The organism is Micromonospora sp. CA-248212, from assembly GCF_050948405.1.
GTDB lineage: Bacteria > Actinomycetota > Actinomycetes > Mycobacteriales > Micromonosporaceae > Micromonospora.
Genome location: NZ_CP192023.1, coordinates 4,309,081 through 4,335,034 on the forward strand (window position 1 = coordinate 4,309,081; position 25,954 = coordinate 4,335,034).

19 protein-coding genes are annotated in these 25,954 nt (G+C 72.7%); 7 read left to right on the forward strand and 12 right to left on the reverse strand.

Annotated features, from left to right (window positions below):
- The first annotated feature begins 314 nt into the window (after nt 1–314).
- The 3 genes from ACQP03_RS20510 (at nt 315) to ACQP03_RS20520 (ending at nt 5,840) form a co-directional block, all read left to right on the forward strand.
- On the forward strand, nt 315–1,133 hold the full coding sequence (locus tag ACQP03_RS20510) for an FAD binding domain-containing protein (protein ID WP_433458000.1): 819 nt from the start codon (nt 315–317) through the stop codon (nt 1,131–1,133).
- The gene (locus tag ACQP03_RS20515) at nt 1,130–3,865 is read left to right on the forward strand and encodes a molybdopterin-dependent oxidoreductase (RefSeq protein ID WP_433458002.1); all 2,736 of its coding nucleotides are present in this window, start codon (nt 1,130–1,132) and stop codon (nt 3,863–3,865) included. The genes ACQP03_RS20510 and ACQP03_RS20515 overlap by 4 nt, the downstream gene beginning before the upstream one ends.
- A 127-nt stretch (nt 3,866–3,992) precedes the next feature.
- Nucleotides 3,993–5,840, forward strand: a complete 1,848-nt coding sequence (locus ACQP03_RS20520) for a bifunctional metallophosphatase/5'-nucleotidase (protein WP_433458004.1) — start codon at nt 3,993–3,995, stop codon at nt 5,838–5,840.
- Nucleotides 5,841–5,906: 66 nt separating this feature from the next.
- Here the strand turns inward: ACQP03_RS20520 and ACQP03_RS20525 are convergent, their stop codons facing one another.
- From ACQP03_RS20525 to ACQP03_RS20555, 7 genes are read right to left on the reverse strand one after another with little or no spacing between them, the layout of a single operon-like run.
- Nucleotides 5,907–6,902 (reverse strand): DUF2156 domain-containing protein, encoded by a 996-nt coding sequence (locus ACQP03_RS20525; RefSeq protein ID WP_363661068.1) that lies wholly within the window; start codon nt 6,900–6,902, stop codon nt 5,907–5,909.
- Nucleotides 6,903–6,920: 18 nt separating this feature from the next.
- Nucleotides 6,921–9,845, reverse strand: coding sequence for an FAD-dependent oxidoreductase (locus ACQP03_RS20530; RefSeq protein ID WP_433458007.1), 2,925 nt, complete (start codon nt 9,843–9,845; stop codon nt 6,921–6,923).
- Nucleotides 9,845–10,360 (reverse strand): hypothetical protein, encoded by a 516-nt coding sequence (locus ACQP03_RS20535; RefSeq protein WP_357125308.1) that lies wholly within the window; start codon nt 10,358–10,360, stop codon nt 9,845–9,847. The genes ACQP03_RS20530 and ACQP03_RS20535 overlap by 1 nt, the downstream gene beginning before the upstream one ends.
- A 2-nt stretch (nt 10,361–10,362) precedes the next feature.
- Nucleotides 10,363–10,851: an SRPBCC family protein gene (locus ACQP03_RS20540; RefSeq protein WP_357125305.1), complete on the reverse strand. Its 489-nt coding sequence runs from the start codon at nt 10,849–10,851 to the stop codon at nt 10,363–10,365.
- Nucleotide 10,852: 1 nt separating this feature from the next.
- On the reverse strand, nt 10,853–12,136 hold the full coding sequence (locus ACQP03_RS20545) for an aspartate aminotransferase family protein (protein WP_357125302.1): 1,284 nt from the start codon (nt 12,134–12,136) through the stop codon (nt 10,853–10,855).
- Between the two features lie 8 nt (nt 12,137–12,144).
- The gene (locus tag ACQP03_RS20550; protein WP_357125299.1) at nt 12,145–13,275 is read right to left on the reverse strand and encodes an acyl-CoA dehydrogenase family protein; all 1,131 of its coding nucleotides are present in this window, start codon (nt 13,273–13,275) and stop codon (nt 12,145–12,147) included.
- The gene (locus tag ACQP03_RS20555) at nt 13,272–14,798 is read right to left on the reverse strand and encodes an aldehyde dehydrogenase family protein (RefSeq protein ID WP_357169077.1); all 1,527 of its coding nucleotides are present in this window, start codon (nt 14,796–14,798) and stop codon (nt 13,272–13,274) included. The genes ACQP03_RS20550 and ACQP03_RS20555 overlap by 4 nt, the downstream gene beginning before the upstream one ends.
- 243 nt (nt 14,799–15,041) lie before the next feature.
- Here ACQP03_RS20555 and ACQP03_RS20560 point away from each other — a divergent pair, with 243 nt between their 5' ends.
- A complete protein-coding gene (locus ACQP03_RS20560; protein ID WP_357169074.1) occupies nt 15,042–15,491 on the forward strand; it encodes a hypothetical protein in 450 nt (149 codons plus the stop codon).
- A gap of 38 nt (nt 15,492–15,529) precedes the next feature.
- Here ACQP03_RS20560 and ACQP03_RS20565 read toward each other — a convergent pair whose 3' ends face one another.
- The 5 genes from ACQP03_RS20565 to ACQP03_RS20585 form a co-directional block, all read right to left on the reverse strand.
- Nucleotides 15,530–16,456, reverse strand: coding sequence for a lysophospholipid acyltransferase family protein (locus ACQP03_RS20565; protein WP_357125290.1), 927 nt, complete (start codon nt 16,454–16,456; stop codon nt 15,530–15,532).
- A gap of 13 nt (nt 16,457–16,469) precedes the next feature.
- Nucleotides 16,470–18,047, reverse strand: a complete 1,578-nt coding sequence (locus tag ACQP03_RS20570; protein WP_357125287.1) for a lactate racemase domain-containing protein — start codon at nt 18,045–18,047, stop codon at nt 16,470–16,472.
- A 50-nt stretch (nt 18,048–18,097) separates the two neighbouring features.
- Nucleotides 18,098–19,351, reverse strand: coding sequence for a zinc-dependent alcohol dehydrogenase (locus ACQP03_RS20575; RefSeq protein ID WP_433458012.1), 1,254 nt, complete (start codon nt 19,349–19,351; stop codon nt 18,098–18,100).
- Nucleotides 19,348–21,672 (reverse strand): HAD-IB family hydrolase, encoded by a 2,325-nt coding sequence (locus ACQP03_RS20580; protein WP_357125281.1) that lies wholly within the window; start codon nt 21,670–21,672, stop codon nt 19,348–19,350. Before ACQP03_RS20580 ends, ACQP03_RS20575 begins: the two co-directional genes overlap by 4 nt.
- Before the next feature lie 68 nt (nt 21,673–21,740).
- On the reverse strand, nt 21,741–22,493 hold the full coding sequence (locus ACQP03_RS20585; protein ID WP_433458014.1) for an ATP-binding protein: 753 nt from the start codon (nt 22,491–22,493) through the stop codon (nt 21,741–21,743).
- A gap of 121 nt (nt 22,494–22,614) precedes the next feature.
- On the opposite strand from ACQP03_RS20585, the gene larB reads away from it, so the two are divergent.
- From larB to ACQP03_RS20600, 3 genes are read left to right on the forward strand one after another with little or no spacing between them, the layout of a single operon-like run.
- Complete coding sequence (gene larB, locus ACQP03_RS20590) at nt 22,615–23,310, forward strand: nickel pincer cofactor biosynthesis protein LarB (protein ID WP_357392585.1); 696 nt, start codon at nt 22,615–22,617, stop codon at nt 23,308–23,310.
- The gene (larC, locus tag ACQP03_RS20595) at nt 23,303–24,649 is read left to right on the forward strand and encodes a nickel pincer cofactor biosynthesis protein LarC (protein WP_433458016.1); all 1,347 of its coding nucleotides are present in this window, start codon (nt 23,303–23,305) and stop codon (nt 24,647–24,649) included. The genes larB and larC overlap by 8 nt, the downstream gene beginning before the upstream one ends.
- A complete protein-coding gene (locus ACQP03_RS20600; protein WP_433458018.1) occupies nt 24,646–25,944 on the forward strand; it encodes a glycosyltransferase in 1,299 nt (432 codons plus the stop codon). Before larC ends, ACQP03_RS20600 begins: the two co-directional genes overlap by 4 nt.
- Nucleotides 25,945–25,954 lie beyond the last annotated feature (10 nt).

Here is a 25,954-nt window from a genome sequence, read left to right on the forward strand (position 1 = left end):
CCGCTCGCGGGCCCGTGGTCCGACCGGATCGGAGCCACCCGCTCCATTGAGCGTGATGCCTGTGGGTCATCAAGATGACTCACCGGCATCACGCTCATTCTGGTGTCCGCCGTCCGCCCCTCGGCTCGACCGAGGACCTTGACACCCGGCCTGGACGAGTACGTGTCCAGGTGGCTGCCCGCTGTGCGAAAGCCCAACTCGCGGCGGCGAGCACCCGGCAGCCTTCGTGCCCTGAGCCAATGGGCTGCGACCCTCCGCACTGCTGAGATGGCTGTCAGGTGAGCCGACCGGGTTCGCGGGACGGGGTGTGCGGGGTGGATCTGAACTCGGTACGGACCGTGGTGCCCGCGGCGGCGGCCGGTCGCTGGCAGCCGGGCGACGCCTGGCTCGCCGGTGGCACATACCTGTTCTCCGAACCCCATCGGCACCTCCGCCGGCTCCGCGACCTGACCGGCGAGGACTGGCCGCCGGTGACCGACACACCGCGCGGCCTGGACATCGCCGCGACGTGCACGATCGCGGAGCTGGCCCGGTCCACGACGGTGCGGCCCACGGCACTGCGGGAGCTGGTCCGGCGCTGCTGCGAGGCGTTCCTCGCCTCGTTCAAGATCTGGAACACGGCGACCGTCGGCGGGAACCTGTGCACGGCGCTGCCGGCGGGCCCGATGATCTCGCTGGGCGCGGCCCTGGACGGCACCTGCCTGCTGCTGACCGCCGAGGGCGGCCGGCGTGAGCTGGCGGTCGCGGATTTCGTGACGGGCGAGGGCACGACCGCCCTCGTACCCGGGGAGTTTCTGCGGTCGATGACCCTGCCCGCCGCCTCCCTGCGCAGTCCGACCGCGTTGCGCCGGGGATCCCTGTTCGTCGGCGGCCGGTCCGCCGCGCTGCTGGTCGGCCGCACCGACCCGGACGGGTCGTTCGTGCTCACCGTGACCGCGTCCACGGTACGGCCGGTGCAGCTCCGGTTCGACGCCCTGCCCACGGCCGGGACGCTGCGGCAGGCCGTCACCGACGGCATCCCCGCCGAGCGGTACGTCGACGACGTGCACGGTCTGCCGCGGTGGCGACGCCACCTCACCCTGCTGTTCGCCGAGCAGATCCGCGCCGAACTCGCCGGAAGGAGCCCGCGGTGACCGCCGGCGGAATCGTGGTTGACGGGACGGCGTGCAACCAGGCCCCCCGGCCCGGCCAGTGCCTGCGCACCTACCTGCGCGAACGCGGTCGCTTCGGGGTCAAGAAGGGCTGCGACACGGGCGACTGCGGCGCCTGCACGGTGCACGTCGACGGTCAACCCGTGCACAGCTGCGTCTACCCGGCGGTCCGGGCCCGGGGTCGTCAGGTCACCACCATCGGCGGCCTGGCCACGCCCGACGGCCTGCACCCCGTGCAGCAGCGCTTCCTGGACGCGCAGGGCTTCCAGTGCGGTTTCTGCACTGCCGGGTTCATCATGACGGCCGCCGCGCTCGACGAGCGCCAACTCGACGCGCTCCCGCAGGCGTTGAAGGGCAACCTGTGCCGCTGCACCGGCTACCGGGCGATCGAGGACGCCGTTCGCGGTGACCGCCACGTCCACGAGCCGGCCTCGGGCGCGGCGGTCGGGGCCAACGTGGCGGCGCCGGCCGGCCGGGAGGTGGTCACCGGCGCGGCCCGGTACACGTTCGACGTCGACGTGCCCGGTCTGCTGCACCTGAAGGTGCTGCGCTCGCCCCACCCGCACGCGCGGATCCTGGCCGTCGACACCACCGCGGCGCTCGCCCTACCGGGCGTCCACGCGGTGCTCACCCACGCGGACGCCCCCGACCGTCGCTACTCGACCGCGCAGCACGAGCACCCGAGCGACGACCCGGCCGACACCCGGCTCCTGGACGACGTGGTGCGCCACGTGGGCCAGCGGGTCGCCGCCGTCGTCGCGGACACCGAGGCCGCCGCCGAGGAGGGCTGCCGACGCGTCGTCGTGCGCTACGAGGTGCTACCGGCGGTCGTCGACCCGGAGGCGGCGATGGCACCCGGCGCGCCGGTCCTGCACGGCGACCGGGGCGCCGAGGCCGGCATCGCCCGACCGGCCGACAACGTGGTCGGCGAGATCCACGCCGAGGTCGGCGACGTGGACGCCGGGCTCGCGGCCGCCGACCTGGTCCATCGGCAGACGTTCCGCACCCAACGTGTGCAGCACGCCAGCCTGGAGACGCACGGGGCGCTGGCCTGGGTCGACGCCGACGGACGGGTGACCGTACGCTCCAGCACCCAGACGCCGTTCCTCACCCGCCGCGCGCTGTGCCGGCTGTTCGACCTGCCGCTGGACCGGGTGCGGGTGCTCACCGGCCGGGTCGGCGGCGGGTTCGGCGGCAAGCAGGAAATGCTCGTCGAGGACCTCGTCGTCCTCGCCGTGCTGAAGACCGGCCGCCCGGTGAAACTCGAACACACCCGCGCGGAGCAGTTCACCGCCACCACCACCCGGCACCCCTTCACCGTCGAGGTGACCGCCGGCGCCCGTCGGGACGGCACCCTGACCGGCATCCGCCTGCGGGTCGTCTCCAACACCGGGGCGTACGGCAACCACGGGCCCGGTGTGCTGTTCCACGGCTGCCACGAATCCCTGTCGGTGTACCGGTGCCCGAACAAGAGAGTCGACGGGTACGCGGTCTACACCAACACCGTCCCCGCCGGCGCGTTCCGCGGCTACGGCCTCGGGCAGGTCAGCTTCGCCGTCGAGTCGGTCCTCGACGAGCTGGCGCGACGCCTCGACCTCGACCCGGTCGACCTGCGCGCCCGCAACGTCGTACGCCCCGGTGAACGACTCGTCCCCCCGGCCGGCCACGACGACGACCTGACCGTCGGCAGCTACGGCCTCGACCAGTGTCTGGACGTCGTCGCCGCCGCCGCGCGGGACGCGGGACCGCCCGCACCGCCCGGCTGGCTCACCGGGCACGGCATGGCCCTGTCGATGATCGCCACCGCGCCACCCGGTGGGCACCACGCGGACGCCCGGGTGACGCTGCTGCCCGACGGGCGTTTCGAGGTCGCCGTCGGCACCGCCGAGTTCGGTAACGGCAGCACCACCGTGCACCAGCAGCTCGCCGCCGAGACGCTGGGCACGACGCCCGACCGGATCGCCATCCGCCAGTCCGACACGGACCTGGTCGGGCACGACACCGGGGCGTTCGGCAGCACCGGCACGATCGTCGCGGGCACCGCCGTCCTGCGCGCCTGTCGGGCGCTGCGTGACCGCCTGCTCGCGTTCGCGTCCGGGCACACCGGCGTACCGGTCGCGCACTGCCGACTCGACGCCGACGCCCTCGACTGCGCCGGCGACCGGCTGTCCCTGCCGGACCTGTGGGAACTCGCCCAGTCGGCCGGCGAGCAGACGGCCGCCGACGGGCACTGCGCGGGCACGCCACGGTCGGTGGCCTTCAACACGCAGTGGTTCCGGGTCGCGGTCGACCCGGACACGGGCGAGATCCGCATCCTGCGCAGCGTCCACGCCGCCGACGCCGGCACGGTCGTGAACCCCATGCAGTGCCGGGGCCAGGTCGAGGGCGGGGTCGCCCAGGCCATCGGGGCCGCCCTGTGCGAGGAGGTACGCGTCGACGCGGGCGGCACCGTCACCACGGCCGCGTTCCGCCAGTACCACCTGCCGACCCTCGCCGATATTCCGCGAACGGAGGTCCACTTCGCCCGGACGCGCGACGCCGTCGGCCCGCTGGGCGCGAAGTCGATGAGTGAGAGCCCGTTCAATCCGGTCGCGGCGGCGCTGGCGAACGCCCTACGCGACGCGACCGGCATCCGCTTCACCGATCTGCCACTCACCGCCGACCGGGTCTGGCTCGCTCTGCACGAGCAACGTTCAGCACCGACAATTACCTGATGGTCACGTGAACGGGTACGTTACTCGCCATTCACACGGATGACTGACCATGAGCGCGAAGATCAAGCAATCTCCTTCGAGGGCGCCCGAATGGCGCTTCCACCGATGGTCCGATGAGGAGTATCCCTTGCGTTCCCTTCCTATGCGCGCGGCTCTGGCCACGGCCGCGGCGACACTCGTCGTGCTGGGCACCGCGCCGGCCCCGGCGCAGGCCGCGCCGACCGAGGTGCAGATCCTCGGCTTCAACGACTTCCACGGCCGCCTGGAGGCGCCCACGGCGGGAGTCGGTGGCGCCGCGCAGATGGCCGGCATGATCGAGCAGTTGCGGGCGGCCAACAACAACACGCTGGTCCTGTCCGCCGGTGACAGCATCGGCGCGTCCCCGTTCATCTCGCTCGTGCAGAAGGACGAGCCGACGATCGACTTCCTCAAGATGATCGGCGTCGACGCGTCGAGCGTCGGCAACCACGAGCTCGACCGCGGGTTCGACGACCTCGACGACCGGGTAATCCCCCGCTCCGGCTTCCCGTACCTGGCCGCGAACGTGTACCGGGGCACCGAGGCCGCTCCCGGCCGCCTGGCGGAGTCCACCGTGCTGACGGTCGGCGGCGTCCGCATCGGCGTCGTCGGCGCGGTCACCCTGGAGACCCCGTCGCTGGTGTCACCGGCCGGCATCCCGGGCCTGACCTTCAAGGACCCGACCGCCGAGGCGAACCGCGTCGCGGCGAAGCTGAAGGCCGACGACGACGTGGACGCCGTCGTGCTCCTCGTGCACGAGGGCTCGGAGGCGAGCGGCACGGACGCCGCCGCCTGCGCCGCCGTGGCGGACCCGAGCACTCCCTTCGGCAAGATCGTGGCCGGCGCCAGCGCCGACATCAACGTCATCATCTCGGGTCACACCCACGTCCCGTACAACTGCTCGTACGACGTGCCGAAGCTGGGGCACAAGCGGCCGGTCCTGCAGACCGGCCGGTACGGGGACGCCCTGGACCAGGTCAAGCTCACCGTCGCCGACGGTAAGGTGACCGCCGCCGAAGGCGCCGTCCACCCGATCAAGGGCTACCCGGCGGACCCGGCGGTCGCGCAGTTCGTCGCCGACACCAAGGCCGAGGCCGACGTGCAGGGCAAGGTGAAGATCGGCGAGATCACCGCCGACATCAAGCGCGCCGTCACCGCCGAGGGCGTCGAGGACCGTGGCAGCGAGTCGACCCTCGGCAACTTCATCGCCGACGTCCAGCTGGAGGGCACCCGCGCGGCCAACCGGGGCGGAGCGCAGATCGCCTTCATGAACCCGGGCGGCCTGCGCGCCGACTTCGTCAAGAGCCCCGACGGCACGGTCACCTTCGCCGACGCCGCCACCGTCCAGCCGTTCGCCAACGACGTGATCACCAAGACCTACACCGGTGCGGAGATCAAGGAGACGCTGGAGCAGCAGTGGCAACCGGCGGGCGCGTCGCGGCCCTTCCTGCACCTGGGCGTCTCCAAGGGCTTCAGCTACGTCTACGACCCGAACGGTCCGGCCGGCAACCGGGTCATCGCCGACCGCATCTTCCTCAACGGCACGGTCATCGACCCGAAGGGCACCTACCGGGTGACGGTCAACTCGTTCCTGGCCTCCGGCGGTGACAACTTCAAGGCGCTCGCCGGCGGCGTCGACCCGCTCGCGACCGGCGACAACGACCTCACCGTGCTCGTCGACTACCTCCGGGCGAAGTCCCCGGTCACCGCCGACACGGTGGAGCGCGCGTACACCGTGGACCAGCCGGGCGCCCCGGTCGGCGGCGGCCCCAGCGGTGAGCCCACCGGCAGCCCCAGCGGCGGCACCGGCAACGGCGGCGGAGCCGGCGAACCCGGTCTGCCGATCACCGGCGTCAAGGCCCTCACGATCGCCGGCGCCGGCATCCTGCTGTTGCTGGCCGGCGCCGTCGCGCTCGTCGCGGCCCGGCGGCGGCGCATTCGCGTGACCGTCGAGTGACGCGAAGCTGAAACGAACTGTCGTCTCCGGAAGCCCGCGCGGCTTCCGGAGACGACCGTCGGTCTGTCACACCGCCCGGGTCAGCCGCAGCAACCGCCAGACGGTACGCAGTGACACGCTCGGATAGAAGCCGACGTACTCGGGCGTCACCCGCGGCTGCCACTTCTCCTTGAACTCGGCCTGGCTGCGGGCCGGGTAGATCCAGTCCCCGTGCTCGGCGATGAACCCGATCAGCCGGTCCGTGCCCCGATGGCTGCCACCGGCCGGCTGGTGCCGGGGCGACAGCTCCCGGAACGGCGTGAGGCCCAGGTGCAGCCACCGCGCACCCTCGGCCTGGAAACGCTGCGACGCGACCACGAACGCCAGGTCGACCGCCCCGGGTGGCGCGTCGGGCTCACGCCGCGTGATGTCGTACAGCCAGCCGCCCTCGCGGCCGAACGCCGGGGAGTACGACACGTACGCCACCGGCTCACCGTCGGACAACGCGAGGAACAGCCGGCGTACGGGATCGTCCTGGCGGGCACGTTCACCGACCAGGAACTCGATCTGCTTGACGTGCCGGCCCTTGTCCGCGAGCCAACGGGCGTCCAGGGCGTCCAGGCGCGCGGCGAGCGCCGCGTCGTACGGCACGTCCCGGCCGGCCTCGACCACGGTGACCCCGGCCCGCCGGGAGCGCGCCAACTTGTTGCGCACCTTCTCGAACTTGCGGCCGCGCAGGCTGAAGCTGTCCAGGTCGATCGAGTACGCCGCGCCGAGCTGACTGAGCTGGTAACCGAACTCGGCGTACAGATCGAGGTCGTCCGGGGTGAGCTGGACCGCGCAGAGCCGCCGGCCCTCCTGCTGCGCCCAGCCGTGGAACGCCCCGAGCAGCCGCTTGCGATCCTCCGGGTCGGCGTAGACGCTGCCCAGCTGCACGGCGTGCCGCCGCCCGGCCGGCCGGTACGCGATGAACCCGTCGAGACCGGTCACCGTGAAGTGCCGCGTCTCCCTGTTCAGCGCCAGCGCGGCGCTGGAGTGCTGCGCGTGCCGGCGCAGGACGGCCAGGGCGGTCATCGGTTCCATGGCGGTGGCCTCCACCTGTCAGGGAGCGGACGGGTCGTGGCGGGTCGCCGCGCGCCGGCGTGCCCACGCGAGCTGGACAAGGTCCACGGCCTCACGCCCGACGGCCGAGGCGGGTTCGCCGCCGGTGACACGGTGGGCGACGGCACCCACCAGCCGGGGCAGGGTGAGCAGTCGGTCGGCGTCGAGCCGGTCACCCATCACGTCATCGAGCCGACCCACGGCCCGGGAGTTGCGCTGGAGGCCGGCGAGGAACGCGTGCTCCATCGCGGTGACCGTGCCGCCCCGGCCGATGTCCTGGCCGTACCAGTAGTTCGGCAACTCGGCCCGGTCCCGGTCCCGGGCCCACCGGGCCAGCCCCGACGACAGCGCCGCCGGCTGCTCCCAGTGCGCGGTGAGCACCGCCGCGAGCGCGCGGGCGTTGCGCAGCGCGTCGTTGATCCCGTGTCCCAGGGTGGCGTCCTTGGCGTGCCCGGCGTCGCCCACCAGGGCCCAGCCCGGCCCGAACGGCTGCCGGAAGAAGGACGGGTACCGCACCACGCGGTGCAGGTCCCCCACCGGCTCGCCGGCGGCGGCGAGGTGGCCCACCTGCGGGCTGACCGACTCGACGTGCCGCAGGAACCCGGCCACCTTCTGACCGGCCAGCTCGCCCTGTAGGCGCTCCGGAGGTTGCGCGATGACCACGAAATCCTCGGGACCGGTGGGCAGGATCGAGACGATGTGCACCCCGATGCGGTGCCACAGCAGCGCCGGCGGGATCCGTGCGCCGGTGAAGTACCGCCAGAGCAGGGCCCGTTCGCTGCGCGCCGTCAGGTACTGGCGGGCACCCACCCACCGGGCCACCGACGAGTTACGGCCGTCCGCTCCCACCACCAGCCGCGCCGACACGTCCCGGACCGAACCGTCGGCACGCTGCACGGTCACGCCGCGCACCGCGCCGTCCGCGCCGTGCCGCAGACCGACGACGGCGGTGCCGGTGGAGGTCTTGGCGCCGGCGGCGACCGCGCGGTCCAGCAGAACCTGGTCGAGGACGTCCCGAGGTGGACACAGCCCCGGGTCGTCCGGGTGGCGGAAGTGCAGCTTCACGTCGTCCAGCCGGACCCACACGTCGTGCAGCGGCGGCACGCCCTGTGCGACGACGGTGTCGTACACGCCCTCGATCCGCAGGTCCTCGGTGCCGTGCAGGATGTGCGTGGACAGGGTCGGCGCGGGCAGGTCACCGCGGTCGAACACGGCCACCGACAGACCGGCTGCCGCGAGCCGGGCCGCCAGCGCCGAACCGGCCACCCGCGCCCCCACGATCACGACGTCGACCTGCTGCTCCATCGCCCGGTTGCCGGCCACGACCGCGCCGCCCGTCGCCGCCGCCGGCAATCCGGTGGCCGGGCCCGTTGGTTCCGCGGCCGCACCGACCGGCGGCACCGTCGCGGTGGCCGCTGGCTCTGGGGCCGCGGCGACCGGCAGGTCTGGCGTTGTGGCCGGCCCGGACGCCGCGGAGACTGGCAGCTCCGCCGCCACAGCGACCGGGGGCCGAGTTGGCTCGACGGCCGACGACGGGTCGGTCGGCGCGACAGGGGTCACGAGGGCGGGTGGGATTGGCGAGCGGCGGGCAGGGGCGATCTTGTCGGCCGCGTCCAGCCCGCGCAGGTAGCCGGCCAGCAGCAGGTTGCCGATCCGGCCCGTCGGCATCAGGCCCGCGGTGCCGCGCAGCCAGGGCAGCTCCGGCAGCGGCGCGGTCGGGTCGGCCGCCGTCGGATCCGAGCGGTCGACCAGCCGGGGGGCGAGCACCTCGGCCGTCAGCGCCGAGAGGGCCAGGCCGTGCCCACACCACGCGCCCGCGAACCACACCCCCGGCCGGCCCGGAACCGGACCGACGATCGGCAGCCGGTCGAACGTGGACGCCGTGACGCCGGACCAGAAGTCGGTCACCGGCACGTCCGCCAGCGCCGGAAAGGTCGCGGCGAGTTCGCGGACCAGCCGGTCCCGAACGGCGGCGATACCGCGCTCGTCGACGCGCGGCTCCAGCAGGGCGGGACCACCGCCGAACAGCAGCCGGCCGCGAGCGGTCATCCGCAGGTAGTTGAAGAACGACCGGCTGTCGATGGCCGCGCCGCGCCCCTCCCAACCGGTCCGCGCCAGCAGGTCGGCGGGTACGGGGCCGGTGCGCAGGACATGGGTACGGATCACCGCGACGTTCCGGGTGAACAGTCCCAGCCCGGTGGTGAAGCCGTCCGTGGTCAGGGCCACCCGTCTGGCGCGTACCCGATGTCCCCCGGCCGTCACCGTGACCGGGTCGCCGCCGGTGATCGCGGTGACCGGCGTGTTCTCGGCGATGCGCACCCCGGCGGTGAGCAGCGCCGCCCGGAGTGCCTGGACCAGCAGCCACGGGTTGACCAGCGCCACGTCGGGGTAGCACAACGCGCCGTGGTAACGGGTGCTGCCCAGGCGCTCGGTGGCGCCGTCGCGGTCCAGGTAGGAGGCGTCGAAGCCGAGGTCGCGCAGGGTCTGCGCCTGACGTCGGAGCGATCCGGCGTGTGCGGGCGCCGACGCGGCCACGAGCTGGAAGCCGTCGGTCAGCTCGCAGCCGTCGGGCAGACCCCGGGCCAGCCGCCGCAGCGCGGCGATCCCGTCGAGCGTGGCGGCGAACATGGTCCGGGCCCGGTCCCGTCCGTACCGTCTGACCAGTGTCGTGATCGGGCCGCCGACCCCGGGGCCGACGATGCCGGTGCTGTGTCCGCTGGCGCCGGAGCCGACCTCGGTGGCCTCCAGGACCAGGATGTCGCGGGCGGGCAGGTGGTTCGTCAACTGGTACGCCAGCGCGAGCCCGGCCAGCCCTCCTCCGACGATGGCGACGGACGCCTCCTCGTCGCCGGCGAGGGCCGGCAGTCGCGCGGCCCGCGGGTCGTCGCGTTGCCAACCGCTCGCCGCGGAGACCGGCCGGCTCATCAGGCCACCGAGGTGGGTCTCGACGTGGCCGTCGGGACCGGTGAGTCGGCTCGCCCGGCAGGGGCCGGCGACGGACCGCCGGTCACCTCGCGCAGCAGCGCGTCGAAGGCGGGCAGACGCTTCGGCTCGAACGGCACGCCGAAGGGCTTGAGCTGGTTGCCGAAGAGCGAGCGGTCACCGAAGAGGTGGATCGGCACCGCCAGCAGCGCCCATTCCGGCCCGATCAGCCAGGCCCAGAGCGCCACCACCAGTCCAGCGCTGAGCAGGCTGTGCATGCTGTTGTAGAGGACGTAGTACGCCTTCGGAATCCGCCCGTCCGGGCTGCGATGGTAGGCGATCGCCCCGGGGATGTAGCCGATCAGGTCGATGTAGAGGAACAGCCCGATCGCCGGCAGCCACCGGATCTCGTCCCAGTGCGCGATGAACAGGCCACTCGCCAGCGCGAGCCCGGCGAACCACTCCGCGCGGTGCAGCCGGGCGGTGGTCGGCGTGTCGAACGTGTTCAGCTGGTCCATCGTCAGGCCTTCCCGCTGACGCCGACCGACGCGGTCGCCAGGACGCCGTCCGGGATGGTCACCGCCGGGAACAGTCCCCGGAGAACGTGGTGGATCGTCTCGGTGAGGACCCGCTCCGCGACCGGATCGATGATGCTGGCGAGACTGGGCACGCCGAAGTCGAAGCTCGCCACGAACGTCATCGCCACCCCGTCCGGGTCCTGGCGCAGCGTCCACGCGCCGGAGAACTCGTCGAAGTCACCGTCGATCTGGTCGAACTCGATGGTGAGACGATCGCGGTCCAGGTCGTCGGCCTCCGTCCAGGCCAGGATCCCGTTGCGGAACAGGACCTCCCACGAGCTGACGACCCGTCGCGCGTCGGCCGGCGACTGCACGGTCACCCTCTGGACCACGTCGACCAGGTGCGGGTAGCGCTCGAAGTCGACCAGCTGGTCGAACACCGCGCCGCCGTCCCCACCGGAAAGGAATGCCTGGATCTCGACCCGTCGCATGTCAGTGGACCCCCAGCCGGTCTGCTGTCGGATAGCGGTGGCCGAGCGTGCGCAGCGCGCCGTCGAACGCGTCGACCAGGAGGGCGACCTCGTCGCCGGAGAGCACCGCGGGTGGAGTGAGGCGCAGCACGGCGCTGGCGTTCAGCGAGTGGTTCACGATCACCCGGGCGTTGAGGAGTTCGAGGATGGCCTCGCCGGCCAGCCCCGGACCGGCGAACTCCACGCCGATCAGCAGCCCGACGCCGCGTACCTCACGAACCAGGTGCGGATACCCGGCCGCCGCCGCCCGCAGGCGGGCCAGCAACTCGTCACCGAGCGTCGCCGAGCGCTCGACCAACCGTTCCTCGGTGGCGACCGTGATCGCGGCACGGGTGGCGGCCATCGCGATCGGCGCGCCGGAGAACGTAGACGTGTGCAGGAACGGGTCCTTGTCGAAGGCCTGGAACGCCTCGGCGGTGGCGACCACGGCGGAGACCGGCACGATGCCGCCGGACAGGCTCTTGCCGGCCAGCAGCACGTCCGGTGTCACGCCCTCGCGAAGGGCGCCCCACCAGTGACCGAGGCGGCCGACGCCGGTGAGGATCTCGTCGAGCACCAGGAACGCGCCGTGCTCCCGGCACAGTCGGGACACCTCGCGCAGGTAGCCGGGCGGCGGGATGACCACCCCGCCCTCGCCCTGCACCGGTTCCATGATCACGCAGGCCGGCGGCCCGGCCGCCAGCACGGCGGCCAGCGCCTCGGCGTCTCCGTACGGAACGTGCGAGGCGTCCGGCAACAGCGGGCGGAACGGACGCTGGTAGAGGTCCTGCCCGGTGACGGAGAGCGCCCCCATGGTCTTGCCGTGGTATCCGTTGACGGTCGAGACGAGCCTGCGCCGGCCCTGGACACGGGCCATCTTGATGGCCGCCTCCACAGCCTCCGCGCCGGAGCCCGCGAAGTGCACCCGGGTCAACCCGGGCGGCGCCACCGCGACGAGCGCCGCCGCGGCCTCGGCCACCGACGGCTCCAGCATCAGTCGGGTGGCAATCGGATGGCTCTGGATCTGCGCGATGACCGCGGCGACCACGGCCGGGTGCCGGGCGCCATGCAGGAACACGCCGTAGCCGCCCACGTTGAGGAAACGGTTGCCGTCCGAGGTGTACACCCAGGCGCCCTCGGAACCGACCTCGACGTGCCCGCCGAACATGTCGCCGAGCTTGGCGCGGCCCCGGGACAGGAACCGACGGTAGTTGTTCCGGACCTGCTCCCGTACCTGCTGATCGGTCTCTACGCTGCTGGCTGTCACCACTCCTCCTAGCTCACCACGAGCGGCTGGCCGCCGAACCAGGCCGTCAGTTCCGCGGCGGTGCTCACCCGCGACGGTGGATGGAAGGCGACCGCGTGCGACGTGGCGGCGAGATAGGCCACCTCGGGCGAGGAGATGAACGCCATCCCACCGAGCAGATCCACCGACCCGCGCACCGCCGTGGCGATCGCGTTCGCGGCGGCGAAGCGCACCACGAGCGCCCGGCCGAGGGCGTCGTTGCCGCCGTCGCCGTCGTCGAGACTCCGTGCCGCGCCGTCCAACATGATCGCCGCGCCCTGCACGGCGGTCGCCACGTCCGCCCGCTCGGTGACCGGTCCCCGGCCGCTGGTGATCGCGCGCTCGACCAGCGCGGACGCCACCCCCAGGTAACACGCGGTCACCAGGAGCTGGAACCAGACGAACCCGATGGTCTGCAGGTCGTCGAGCTGGCCGTCGAGCGCGACCTCCGGGTAGACGAACAGGTCTGGATGCACCTCGACGTCGTTGAGCAGCACGGCGTCGGACTCGGCGCCGGTGAGCACCGGCGACGCCCAGAAGGGCTCGATCGTGATGCCCGGCGACTCCGCCGGGATGAGCGCCACACCCAGGCGGGTGCCGCCGTCGTCGGTGGGCACCGCCACGCTGGCGGTCAGCAGGTCCATCGAGGCGGAGAGGCTGCACGGGCGCTTCGCACCGGTGACCCGCCAGTTCTTGCCGTCCCGCCGGGCCGTCATGGTGGGCGTCAGGATGCCGCGACCGGCATGCCCCTCGGCGAAGCCGGAGGCCACCAGCCGGCGATCGGTGGCCACCGCCTCCAGCAGCATCCACTCGAACCCGACGTTCGCCCGGGCCAGGGCCACCAGGCCGGCGACCGAGAACTGGTGCATCGTGGTGGCGACCGCCAGCGACGGCGCCTGCGCGGCCAGGGCGCGGGTGACCCGCACGGCCTGGAGGGCGGACGCGCCGAGCCCCTGGTAGGTCTTGGGCACCACCAGACCCGCGCCCCCCGCCTCCCGGAAGAGGGCGACGCCCGGCCCACCCGGGCGCTCCAACTCCATCAGGGGAACCTCGCCGAGCCTCTTGAGCAGGCCGGGAAGCAGCATGTCGCAGGTGTCCCGCTCGGTGTCGAGAAAGCTCATGCCGCCAGACCCTCCCGCTCGGCACGCAGCGGGGAGGCAAGTGCCGCCCGCCGGGGCTGGACGTCGCGACCGATGCTGATGCCCTGCAGGTGCGACGTACGCAGCATTGGATAGTTGCTCTCGCCCCCCGGGCCGCCGGTCAGGCCGGCGCCACCGTGGGTGGACAGGTACGGGACGAACCCGATGTGCGAGTCGTTGATCTTGAGTAGGCCCCCGTTGTGCACCCGGGCCACGAACTGCTCGACCATGGACTCGTCACCGGTCCAGACCGAGTTGCGCAGGGCGTACTCGTTGGCGTTCAGGAAGTCGATGACGTCGTCGAGCAGGCCGTCGCCGTGGTCCGGGTCGGGCACCACCACCGGCAGCAGCGGGAAGAAGGTCTCCCGGGCCACCGCCCACACCGCCCGGGCGTCGGTCAGGCCGTTGACCCGCAGAACGGTCGGCTCGACGAACACCCCGGTGGACGAGATCGAGCCGTCCAGCTCCATCCGGTTCCCACCGGCGAGCACCTCGGCGCCGCACTCCGTGGCCTGCTCGACGTACCGGGCGAACTGGTCGCTCTTGAGCACCGGCGACAGCAGCACGTCCGGATCCTCGGGATGACCGGGCCGGATCTTGCGGGCGTGGCTGATCAGGCGGGCCAGCAGACGGTCCGCGATCGCCGGGTGGGCCACCACGTAGTTGGGAACCATGCAGATCTGCCCGGACCCGAAGAAGCTCTCGGTGAGCGCCTCGGCGGCACGGTCGAGATCGGCGTCGTGCCACACCACGCAACCGTCGTTGCCGGCCAACTCCAGGATCGGCTTCTTGCCCCGGCGTACCGCCTCCACTCCGAGCGGGATGCCGAGTTCGCTGCTGCCGAAGTAGAAGATGTCGTCGACGAGCGGGCTGGCCAGGAACTGGTCGAGGATCCGCTTGGGCGGGCCGCAGACCACGTTCAGGGTGCCGGGTGGGGCACCGACCTCGTCGAGGATCGGCGCCACGATCTCGCGCAGCACGAACATCACGCCGTAGGGGCTCCCCCGCGGCGCCTTCACGACGAGCGCGTTGCCGGCGGCGAGCGCGGGAACGCCGAGCAGCGAGTTGACCGCCGCCGCGTTCTGCGGTGGGCTCAGCGCGACCACGCCGTCGGGCTTGCGTACCACCAGTAGACGCCGGTTCGCGTCGTCGTACTCCCGGTGCATCTGCTCCGCGCACAGCCCGATCGTCTCGGGGCTCGTCCCGTGCAGGCACCCGGCCAGCTCCCACTCGGCGAGCGCGCGGGGGTGCCCCTCCTGGACGAGGACCTCCACCACCTCGTCGTGCCGCCGGCGCAGCTCCTCGTGGAGTCGGTGCGCCACCTGGAGCCGTACCCGAAGAGGCATCGCGCCCCAGACGGGCGCCGCCGCCGCGGCGGCCTGGATGGCCTGCTCGACGACGGCGTCGTCGGCCACCGCGCAGCGGGCCAGGACGCTCGCGTGGTCGTCGCCGTCGTGGCGACGGCCGCGGTCCAGGTCACGCTTGAGGGAAAGCTGGGGCAGCATGTCGTCGAGCACCGCCGAGGCGCGCAGGCAATGTACCCACTTGTCCGCTGGAACGTCCTGACCTGCGATGTAGGACCCGTACGATCGCAACGTCGCAGCCCCCTCCCATAAGCGAGTCTGTGCTACTAATTCATTAGTCGAGGAACGGTCGAACCATAGATGCCCTCGTTGAAGGGTGTCAACGAACCTTTGAGCAGAGGCAAGATGCCGACACACGACGCGCAAGCGCCCAGGAAAAGCCCCATGCGGTGGATTCGGATCGGATCGGCATTACTGGCCGCGCAGATGCTCGCCCTCGGCGTGCCGGCGTCCGTCGCGCCACGGTGGTTCTTCGACTGGTTCCCGTTCGGCGCGGGCTGGGTCGCCGCCGGTGGCCCGTACAACGAGCACCTGCTGTCCGACCTGGGCTACGCCTACCTGGCGTTGGCGGTCGTCCTCGGGTGGGCGGCCGCGCGGCCGGTGCGGGAGTTGTGTCTCGCCGCAGCGGCCGCGTCGGTCGTCGCGAACACGCCACACCTGCTGTTCCATCTGGCCCACGCGGGGGCGCTGCCAACCGCCGACAGCGTCGCGGAGAACGCCCTGCTGGTGCTCACCGTCGTGGTGGGACTGGCGGTCTTCTTCGCCGGCTACCGTCTCCCGGCCGGCAACGCCGCCGGGCAGCCAACCGCCGATCTCCCGCGCGAGCGGCCGTAGCCCGCACGCCGACCGCCCGAACGGGAGTCGTCCGACGGTCAGGAACGGCTGGTCGGCCAGATACGGCGGGCCGGGCGGCCGTCGGCCGCGGGAAGCGGACGCGTCGACTCCCACAACCGCCGCCACTCGGCGGCCTGCGGCCCGGTGGTGGACGCGACGGCGGCGGCCGGCGCGGTCCGCAGTGAGCGGTACCAGCCGACCTCCTCCTCCACCCACAACCGGCCGATCGCGGCGGACATCCGCTCGTGGAACGCCCGCGCCCCCTCGCCCTCGCGGGGCCACAGTGGCCGGCCGTAGCGCACCACGACCGTGCGCCGGCCGGGCACCGGCCAGTTCCGGCCGCGCGGCATGGCGCCGAACGTGCCCCGCAGCGCGACCGGCACCGCCGGAACGTTGTGCGTGCAGCACAGGTGCGCGGCGCCCAACCGCATGCCGCTCATCCAGCCGTCGGTGGACCTGCTGCTCTCCGGAAAGAGCAGCAGGCTCCAACCGTCGCCGAGCAGCTTGGTGGCGAGGCTGCGTAGCCGCCGGTCACCCTGCCGCTCGATCGGGAAGGCGTTGAACACCAGCGACGTCACGACGGCCCGCCAGCGCGCGTCGAAGAAGTAGTCGGCGGCGGCCCCGACGGCCAGCCGCCGCGCGAACCGACGGGGCACCGAGCCGAGAATCAACGGCGTGTCCAGGTGACTCGCGTGATTGGAGACGAAGACGGCGGGCCCCTGCAAGCCGTCGAGGTACTCCGTGCCGCGAACGACCGGATGGGTCTGGGTCCAGGCCACCGACTTGAGCACGCCCCGCTGCAGGCCGAAGCGGACCGCCCCCGCCGCCCGGGTGCGGGCCCAGGCGGTGGGGAACTCGGAGCGCTCGCGGCGGATCTCGTACGGCTCGGCGGAGCGAGGAGTCGTCGCCCGGCCACGCCAGTCGCGGCGGCCGCGCAGCAGCCTCACCTCGTCGATCAGGCGCACGTCGCCTCCCGGGTCATCGGACGTCCGCCAGGGTCACGGGCGGGGCGTGCAGGTAGGTGATGCTCGGGCTCGACCCGACCGTGTCACGCGCCATCTCCAGCGCGTCGGCGAGCGAAGAGGCCGCCCGGAAGCCCATCACCGCCGCCGTCTTCCGGTCGGCGCCGACGAAGATCACGTCGCCCAGGTGCTCCATCGCGTGCGCCCCCCAGTACCACATGTAGAACGGGTGCACGCCGTGGTACGCGTAGCTGGTCCGGTACAGGTGCCGGTACCAGGGGTCCTGCGCGTACTGCTGCTCGTACTTCGCCTCGATCGCCGCCGGGTCGGTGGTCTGCGGCAGGACCTCCTCGAAGAAGTCGATGTAGCTGGGGTGGTGCACCGGGTGGAACTCCTTGGGCATCGGGTGGTAGAAGATGCCGACCCCGCCGCGCCGCACGATGGGCTGGTTGCGGTAGAGGTTGAAGAAGTACCCCAGGCCCAGCGACATCACCAGGATCGGGTTCATGATCGAGTTGACGTTGTACGGGCAGATGAAGGGCAGGCCCCACACGCCGATGTCACTCTGACCCTGCACCTCGGTGAGCTGCTGACGGTGCACGTTGGCGAGCGTGAGCGGGTGGACCGAGTCCGGACGGCCCGCGTTGACCCCGGTCACCCCGTACGGCGCGTCGTTGTTCTGCCAGACGCGTCGGCGCAGCTTGGGCGGCGTCAGGTCGTTGGCCCGCTTGGCGGCCAGGTAGGAGAGCTGGTCGCCGATCCCCCACTCCCATTCGCGCTTGTTCAGGAAGCCGACCTGGCTGGGGAACGAGTCGAGGTTGAGGGTGGTCTCGACCGTGAAGACCTTGACCGCCTCGCCCAGCACGTCGGCCATCCGGTCGTACGAGTGGTGCATCGCCGAGTTCGGCGGGTCGTTGAAGGAGCGCGAGTGGCGCAGCGTGTGGACGTTGTGGTGGTGGCGAAGACTCCGGTAGGAGCCGAGACCCACGGTCACCGACTTGCTGCCGCCGCTCATCGCGGTGAGGTTGATGTTGGCGTACACGATGAGATCACTCTCGGCCGCCCGCCGGTTGATCTCCACGTCCTCGCCGTGCGGCGTGGTGCCGAGGTGGACCAGACCGTCCGGGTCCTCGGCGTCATGATTCTTCAGGTGCTTGGGGAAGAACGCCCGGAAGACCCGCTCGCCGACGATCCGCTTCAGCTCGGCCGGCGTCATCCGCCGGTGCAGCGAGTTCGCCGCGATCAGCTCGACGTCGTCCACACCCGCCTCGGCGGCGAGCTCCAGCACGTTCTCGATCACCCGCTGCCGGACGTCCGGTGGGCGCATCTGCGGCAACGGGAGGGACAGGTCGTCGAAGACGATCGTCAGTCGCATCCCGGGGCGGAGCAGGTCGGGTAGCGGCGGCGAGTCCACCGGGTGCAGCAGCGCGCGCTGGATGGCGGCGTCGACGTTGGCGATCGGCGGAAGCGAATCCGGCGGGTACACCACCCGTGTGCCGAGCGGGAACCGCTCGAGGAGGAAACCCTCCCCCTGGTGGACGAGCAGCGGCGGCGTACGCTCGTCGACCTCGAGCACGAAGCCAGGTCTGCTCATGAATTGTCCTTTCGTCGTTCCGGCTCGTGCGGGTGCGTCGGGCTGCTTGGTCAGTTGCGGCTGGGGTCGAAGGCGACCTTGACGGCGCCCAACTGCCCGGCCTTGGCGGCGTGGCCGAGCGCCTCGCGCCACCGCGACAGCGGGTAGATCGCGTCGACGTAACCGTCCAGGGGCGCCTCGGCGGCCAGCGCCATCGCCTCGGCGAACGTGCCCCCGACGGGCTCGTCGGCCTCCGGCGCGTCGGCCTCGGTGGTCGGGCTCGCCGCCGCGCTGCCGCTGGAGGCGTACGACCCGACGAGGTTCAGCTCCCGGAACCAGACGGGTGTCAGGTCCACCCCGCCGGAAGGCATCCCGGACAGCAGCACCGTGCCACCGGCCCGGACCAGCCGCAGCGCCATGTCCAGGCCGGCCCCGGCACCGGTGCACTCGAAGGCCACGTCCGCCCCACCGAGGAGGAAGTCGCCGCCGATCATGGGTTGCTCCAGCGTGCCGCCACAGGCCCGGCGTACCGCGCGAGCCGCACGGGACGGCTGGAAAACCTCGGTGGCCCCGAGCTCGCGGGCCCGGGCGTGCTGGTGCGCGTGCTTGGCCACCACGTAGATGGGGCCGGCCTTGGTCAGGGCACGCAGCGCCAGCAGGGTCAGCAGGCCGACCGTGCCGGCGCCGACGATCAACACGGCCGCCCCGGCCGGCACCTGCGCCCGATGGACCGAGTGCACCGCGCAGGCCAGCGGCTCGACGAGCACCGCCCGGCGGTCGTCCATCGTGTCGGGTACGGGATGCAGCTGGGCCGCGTGCGCGACCATCTGCCGACCCCAGCCGCCGCCGGTGTCGGTGCAGTAGCCGGTCTGCAGGCCGGCGGAGACACGACCGGCGGTGACCCGGTCGCACCGGCTGTGCTGCCCCGCGACACACCATCGGCAGGGCTCCCCGCCGCGTACGGCGCAGGACAGCACCGGGTCGACCACGACGCGGCTGCCCTTGGGCAGGTTGGGTAGGTCGTCCAGGGTCTCCGCGACCACCTCGTGCCCGGGCACGAAGGGCATCGACACGACCGCTCCGAAGTACGGCGACGAGCGACCCGTCAGCAGGCTGACGTCCGAGCCGCAGATGCCGGAGAGCAGCGGTCGCAGCCGGGCCCAGTCGCCCGACGGCAGGCTGGGCTCGGCCCGGTGCACCAGGCGCAGGGGCGCCACGTTGCTGGCGAGCACGCCGGACATCCGGCCGCCGAGTTTGGTGGAGCTGGCGCCCCGGGCGGCGAGGAAGCGGGGAGTCGACTGGCGGTATTCCAGGGCCGGCATCATCGGGCCGCTCCCCGCGCGCCGGGGCCGGCGGCCGAGGTGGTCAGCTCGACCATGTTCTCGACCGCGCCGACCGTGTGCCCGCCCCACTCCTCGATGCGCCAGTTCTGGCGCTTCGCGTGGCGGTACAGCTTGGGATCGGGGTTGACGGCCACCGGGTTGCCCACCCCCTCGAGAAGTGATCGGTCGGAGAAGCTGTCGCCGTACGCGTACGAGCTGCGCAGGTCTGCGCCGATGTCGTCGGCGTGGTGGCGGAGCCAGGCCAGGCGGGCCTCGCCCACCAACGGCGGTGAGGCCAAAAAGCCGGTCAGGACGCCGTCGCGCACGTGCAACCGGCTCGCGACCACGTCGTCGAAGAGCGGGCGCAGCGATTCGATGAGGATGTCCGCGGTGCCGGTGATCAGGATGGTGCGGTGGCCGGCCGCACGGTGGGCGCGGATCTGCCGGATCGCCTCCGGCAGCGCCCGCCGCAGCAGCGCGTCACCCATCCGGTCACGGATCAGGTCGCGCAGCGCCTCCTCGGAGGCGCCGGCGTACCGCCGCATGAAGGTCCGGATGAACTCACCCCGGCTGCGCTGCTCGGCGCGCAGGTAGCGCGGCGCGGCTCCGGCGAGCGCGGCGAACTCCTTGGCCCAGCCGCCCTTCGGCCGGTCGGACAGGCGGGCCCACAGGAAGGTCTCGATGAGGTTGGACGCCACCACCGTGCCCTCCAGGTCGAAGACCGCCACCGTGTCGCGGCCCTCGGGCAGCGGCCCGCGCCCGCTGGAACGGGGACGCCGGGTCACCGACTGCCGCAGCAGCGCGGTGATGGCCGGGCAGTGCACCTCCTGGAGGTAGTGCGGCCAGTCCACCTCGGCGACGTCGAAGCTGCCCCGGCTGACCATCTCCTCGGGCACCTGGCGGTGCAGCGCCAGCACGTTGCCGTCGGTGTAGATGGCCTCGACCTCGGTGTAAACGCCGTACAGGTCGGACAGTCGACGCAGCGACTCGATCCGCTTGGTCTCCTTGTGCACCTTCGTCATCCAGTCGCGGGTGCGCGGCGAGGCCGGCAGCCGCAGCAGCGCCCGTTCGGCGAGCGACACGGCGCGCTCGCCGGTCCGCAGCTTGCGCTCGATCTGGCTCGCGCCCGGAAAGCGCCAGGTCGGCACCGCGATGTGACCGCGACCGGCCTCGGGCAGCGGGTGACGGCGGAAGTAGTTGCGGATGTTCTCGTCGAGCTGGCGTTGGGTCAGCGGGTTCCGCGCGCCGGTGCCGACGTGGTAGTAGACCGGCGCGGCGGGCTCCGGCTCGACGGCCGCGACCGCCAGCAGGGCGTTGGTGACCAGGTCGATGGGGACGATGTCCACCACCGCGTCGGGCAGGCCGGGAAAGTCCGGAAGCGTGCCGCGCCCGTACGACAGGATGATCGGGTCCACCATCTTGAAGGAGTCGAACCACCCGGGGAACGGATGACGCAGCGCGCTCTGCACGATCGCCGGGCGCACCACGGAGAGGCGCAGCCCCTCGTCGCGGGCGTACTGCTCGGCGACCCGCTCCCCCAGCGCCTTGGTGAACGTGTAGACGTCCGGCCAGCCGACGCTGTGCGCGCGCAGCCGGCCGTAGTCGATGAGTCGCTCGGTCACCTTGCGACGCCGCGCCTCCTCGGCGGCCCGCGCCGTCGCCTGCGGGCCGGCCTTGCCGTGCTCGGCGCGGGCCTCGGCCAACAGCGCGCGCAGCGCCTCGGGGCGGCGGGAAGCGCGCTCCACCTCGGCGCGGGCGGCCCGCGCGGCGGTCAGCTCGGCCTGCCAGTCGACGTCGTGGTCCAGCGGGGCCTCGGGCACCACGCCCTTGCGGGCGCCGGCCACGTACGCCGTGGAGACGTGGACCACGTGCGGACGTCGCGGCAGCGCGACGACCGCGTCGTAGAGGTTGACCAGACCGCCGACGTTGACCTCGAACGCCTCGTCGATCGGCGGGTCGAAGGACACGGTGGACGCGCAGTGCAGGACGGCGGTCAGGTCGTCCGGCAGCGCCGGGACCGAGCCGGTGAGGTCGCCCTCGAGGACGCTGACCCGCTCGGCCAGCAACTGCGTGAGGGCGGGCCCGCCGATCCTGCGGCGCAGCGTGCGGAACACCGGCTTGCGCCCCAGTCCGGCGACGCGGTCGGCGCCCGACGTCGCGCCGCGCCCGCGCACCAGCACCGTCACCCGGGTGTTGGGGTAGTCGGCGAGCAGCCGCTCCAGCGCCGCCTGCCCGAGGAACCCGGTCACCCCGGTGAGCAGGACGTGGGCACCATCGAGAGACCAGTTCGGCGTGGCGGGTCGGTCACCCGGGTTGTAATTCACCAGATGAGGATAGCGTCAAACGGGCCGCGCGTCAGCCCACCGATTCGCGGAAAAAACGACGCCGACGGTCAGCGCCAGCGGTCCGGATCGTCGAGCAGTTCGTTCATCGATCCGGACCGGAACGCCTCCACGGTGAGCGGCAGGTCGGGGAATCCGGCCGCGCGGATGGCCGCGGCGAGCCGCTGGTCGGCACGGGCCCGCTCCACGATGGGCGCGTCGACCTCGAGGCGGACGCCGTCGCCCAGGTCACGGACCCGCAGGTCGACCACCCCGTGCGGGTCCAGCAGGCGGCGGGCGGCCAGCTCGGCCAGCTCCACCCGGGCCAGCCGGGCCGGCGAGATGGGCACCCCGAACGCGATCCGGCTGGCCAGACAGGCGGCGGCCGGTTTGGCGGCCGTGTCGAGGCCCCAGAGCTCCGCTATCGCGCGTACCGCCGGCTTGTCGAGCCCGAGGTCCGCGAGCGGCGTGCGGGCCGCGCGCTCGGCCGCGGCGGCGATCCCCGGTCGGAAGCCGGCGGCCAGGTCCGAGGCGTTGGTGCCCGTCACCACCGTCGTGAAGCCGAGCCGGTCGGCCAGCTCACGCACGGTGTCGATGAGCGTGCTCTTGCAGAAGTAGCACCGGCGCGGGCCGTTCTCGCGGTAGCCCTCGACCTCCAGCTCGCGGGTGCCGAGCACGTGGTGCGCCACGCCGAGCCGGGCGCAGAAGTCGCGGGCGGCGGCGACCTCGGCGGCGGGGACAGCGGCCGAAACCGCCGTCACCGCGGCGACATCGGCCGGATCCAGAGCCCGCACCGCCGCCGCTACGGCGACGCTGGAGTCCACGCCACCGGAGAATGCGACGAGCGTTTTGCCGTATCGTGTGAATTCCGCGACGAGCTGATCCGCGGCCCCCCAGGCCCATCCATCAGGTCTCACAGCTCGACAGTACTGGAAGGAGCGTGAGGTGTCCGCACCGGAATTCATCGACCTAGGATTCGCACGGATGGACGTGGACCGTCTGTCGCGCACCGGCGACCCCGAAGTGGTGTACGGCGCGGGCAAAACTCCTGAACAGGTGACGGGAGCGATGCACGCGCTACGCGTCGCCCATCCGGACACTCCGATCCTCGCCACCCGGCTCACCGACGCCGCCATGGCCCGGTGCGCCGACGAGTTCGGCGCCGACGTGGTGGATCCGGTGTCCCGGACCGCGGTGGTGGGCCCCGAGCGCACGCCGGTGGGCACGGTCGCCATCGCCTGCGGCGGCACGAGCGACCTGCCGGTCGCCCGTGAGTGCGCGGCCACCGTGGCCGTCTTCGGGTCCCGGGCGGATCTCGTGGTGGACGTCGGGGTGGCCGGCCTGCACCGGTTACTGGCCGAGCGGGACCGGATCGCCCGCGCCGACGTGGTGGTGGCCATCGCCGGGATGGAGGCCGCGTTGCCGTCGGTCCTCGGTGGACTGGTCGGCAGCCCGCTGATCGCGGTGCCCACCAGCGTCGGGTACGGCTGGCACCTGGACGGCCTGACGGCCTGGCTCGGCATGCTCAACTCGTGCGCCCCGGGCGTGCTCACCGTCAACGTGGACAACGGCTTCGGCGCGGGCGTCGCCGCCGCCAGGATCGCCCGCCGCACGCCGAGCTGCGCAGACGCGAATGGCTGAGCCGCGGACGATGACCGAGGACAGCGCGGCGGCCCCGTCGAGCACCGCCCTGTGGGTCGACCCCAGCAACGGCGCGGCCGGCGACATGCTGCTGGCGGCGTTGCTCGACGCGGGCGCGAGCCTGTCCGTCGTCGAGCAGGGCGTGGCGCGACTCGCGGTGGAGCCGGTGTCGCTGAAGCTGGAGAGCGTACGCCGACACGGCCTGCGCGCCGCCCATCTCGTCGTCACGGCACCCGACAGCGGCACCCACCGCGACCTGGCCGCGGTGACCGCGATCATCGCGCGGGCGGCGCTCCCGTCGGCGGTGCACGACTTCGCGGTCGCCGCCTTCACCACCCTCGCGCGGGCCGAGGCGCGGGTGCACGGCGTACCCCTGGCGGACATCCACTTCCACGAGGTCGGCGCCCTCGACGCGGTGGTCGACCTGGTCGGATGCGCGCTCGCGCTCGCCGACCTGGGGCTGCTCGACGCGCCGATCCGGGTGGTCGGCCCGGTCGCGGTCGGCTCCGGCGTGGTCCGCACCGAGCACGGCCCGATGCCGGTACCCGTGCCTGCCGTTCTGGAGATCCTCTCCGGCGCGGGCGCACCGATCGCCGCCCATCCGGCCGCGATGGAGCTGTGCACGCCGTCGGGCGCCGCCCTGCTCGCCACCCTGGCCACCGGCTGGGGGCCGCCACCGGCGTTGGTGCCGCACGCGGTCGGGGTCGGCGCCGGCACCCGCGACCCGGCCGGCCACCCGAACATCCTGCGGGTGCTGGTGGGCGCCTCGGCGGCCCCGGACTCCGACGCCACACCCTGGCAGGGCGAACCGCTGCACCGGGTCGACACCACCATCGACGACCTGGACCCGCGAATCTGGCCGGATCTGCTGGAGCGGTTGCGGGCCGTGGGCGCGGCGGACGCCTGGTGCACGCCGGTGCTGATGCGCAAGGGCCGACCGGGGCAACTGCTCAGCGTGCTGGCCGCACCGGCGCAGCTCGACCTGGTCTGCCGGCTGGTCTTCACCTACACCGGCACGCTCGGCGTACGGGTGTCCACCGTGCAGCGCCGCCGGCTGCGCCGCGACCAGATCGCCATGCCGTACGGCGACACCGCCGTACGGGTCAAGCGCGGCTACCTGGGTGACCGTCTGGTCAGCGTGCAACCGGAGTACGACGACGCCCTGGCGGTCGCCCAGCGCGCCGACGTGCCGGTCGCCCGGGTGCTGGACGAGGTACGCGCGGTGGCTCGCGGCGTCGGACCGTCACCGCAGGCCGAACCGCTCCCGGAGGCCGGCCCGCTCCCGGAGGCCGGTCCGCTCCCGGAGGCCGGCCCGCTCCCGGAGGCGACGACCGCGTGATCTGTCTGATGCCGCACTGCGGCTTCCTCTCCGCCACCTCGCGCATGTTGGAGATCTACCGCGCGCTGCGCCAGCGCGGGGTGACCGCCCGCATCGCCACGCACGGCGGCACCTACGAGCACGTGCTCCGCGACGTCGGCGTCCCGTACGACATCGTCGGTGAACGGATGACGCCGCAGCGGTGCGAACGGTTCATCCGCGACGAGATCGGCATGGGCTACGTCGGTCAGAGCATGTACACCGACCGGGAGATGCGCGACTACGTCACCGCCGAGACCGAGTACTTCCGCCAACACGACATCCGTACGGTGGTCACCGGCTTCACGCTGACCACCCTGCTGTCGACCCGGCTGGCCGGTGCCCGGCTGGTCACCGAGCACGCCGGCAGTTGGGTACCGCCGCTGTTCGAGCGCGGGATGCTGCCGGCGCCGAGTCAGGCGCACTTCGGCCTGCTGCCGTCGCCGCTGCTGCGGTGGTTGTCGAACTCCCTGCCGTCCCGGGTCGGCTTCTACTGCGGCGGGTTCAACCGGCTGGCAGCCGACCTGGGCGTACCGCGCGTACCCAGCCTCGCCGCGCTCGTCCTCGGCGACCTGGCGCTCATCCCGGAGGTGCCGGAGGTGCTGGGCGTGTCCGCCACGGAGGTGGCCGACTGGCGGCCGGACGGCCGGTCGGGCTATCGGGCGGGCACCCGGCTGCGCTGCGTCGGGCCGCTCTACGCCCGGCTCGACCTGCCGTTGCCCGAGCGGGTCGCCCGTTTCCTCGCCGAGCCGGGGCCGGTCGTCTACGTGGCGGTCAACTCGGCCGAGGTCGGCTTCGTGCGGCGCGTGGTGACGACCATCGCCACCCTCCCGGTGCGCGTACTGGTCGCCGGCACCCACCACGACCTGCACGACATGGCCGGCGACCGGGTCATGGTCGGCGGCGTGCTGCCGAGCCACCTGATCATGCCGGAGGTGGACCTGGCGATCACCGCGGGCGGACAGGGCAGCGTGCAGACGGCGATGGCCGGCGGCACGCCGGTGCTCGGTTTTCCGCTCCAACCGGAGCAGGACCTGAACCTCGCGCTGCTGGAACGGATCGGCGCGGCACGCCTGCTGGCGCCGAGACACGTGGGCGCGAGACTGGCCACGCTCGCCGCGGAGATGCTGGCCGACCGGTCCTACCGCGAGGCGGCCGAGCGGGTCCAGCGCTGGTACGCGGCCACTGACGGACCCGCGAACGCGGCCGAGGCCATCCTCGCCCTGCACGATTCCGGGGAGGCCGACCCCATCGGCCCCGCCGGCGTCCTGGGTTGATCCGCTGGGT

What these genes read in the sequence shown, in the direction of transcription:
- ACQP03_RS20550 (WP_357125299.1), bottom strand. Translation starts at nt 13,275, where the DNA reads ATGAGCTTTCTCGACACCGAGCGGGACACCTGCGACATGCTGCTTCCC.
- ACQP03_RS20540 (WP_357125305.1), bottom strand. Translation starts at nt 10,851, where the DNA reads ATGCGACGGGTCGAGATCCAGGCATTCCTTTCCGGTGGGGACGGCGGC.
- ACQP03_RS20575 (WP_433458012.1), bottom strand. Translation starts at nt 19,351, where the DNA reads ATGATGCCGGCCCTGGAATACCGCCAGTCGACTCCCCGCTTCCTCGCC.
- larC (WP_433458016.1), top strand. Translation starts at nt 23,303, where the DNA reads ATGGCTGAGCCGCGGACGATGACCGAGGACAGCGCGGCGGCCCCGTCG.
- ACQP03_RS20570 (WP_357125287.1), bottom strand. Translation starts at nt 18,047, where the DNA reads ATGAGCAGACCTGGCTTCGTGCTCGAGGTCGACGAGCGTACGCCGCCG.
- ACQP03_RS20525 (WP_363661068.1), bottom strand. Translation starts at nt 6,902, where the DNA reads ATGGAACCGATGACCGCCCTGGCCGTCCTGCGCCGGCACGCGCAGCAC.
- ACQP03_RS20555 (WP_357169077.1), bottom strand. Translation starts at nt 14,798, where the DNA reads ATGCTGCCCCAGCTTTCCCTCAAGCGTGACCTGGACCGCGGCCGTCGC.
- ACQP03_RS20560 (WP_357169074.1), top strand. Translation starts at nt 15,042, where the DNA reads ATGCGGTGGATTCGGATCGGATCGGCATTACTGGCCGCGCAGATGCTC.
- ACQP03_RS20535 (WP_357125308.1), bottom strand. Translation starts at nt 10,360, where the DNA reads ATGGACCAGCTGAACACGTTCGACACGCCGACCACCGCCCGGCTGCAC.
- ACQP03_RS20530 (WP_433458007.1), bottom strand. Translation starts at nt 9,845, where the DNA reads ATGAGCCGGCCGGTCTCCGCGGCGAGCGGTTGGCAACGCGACGACCCG.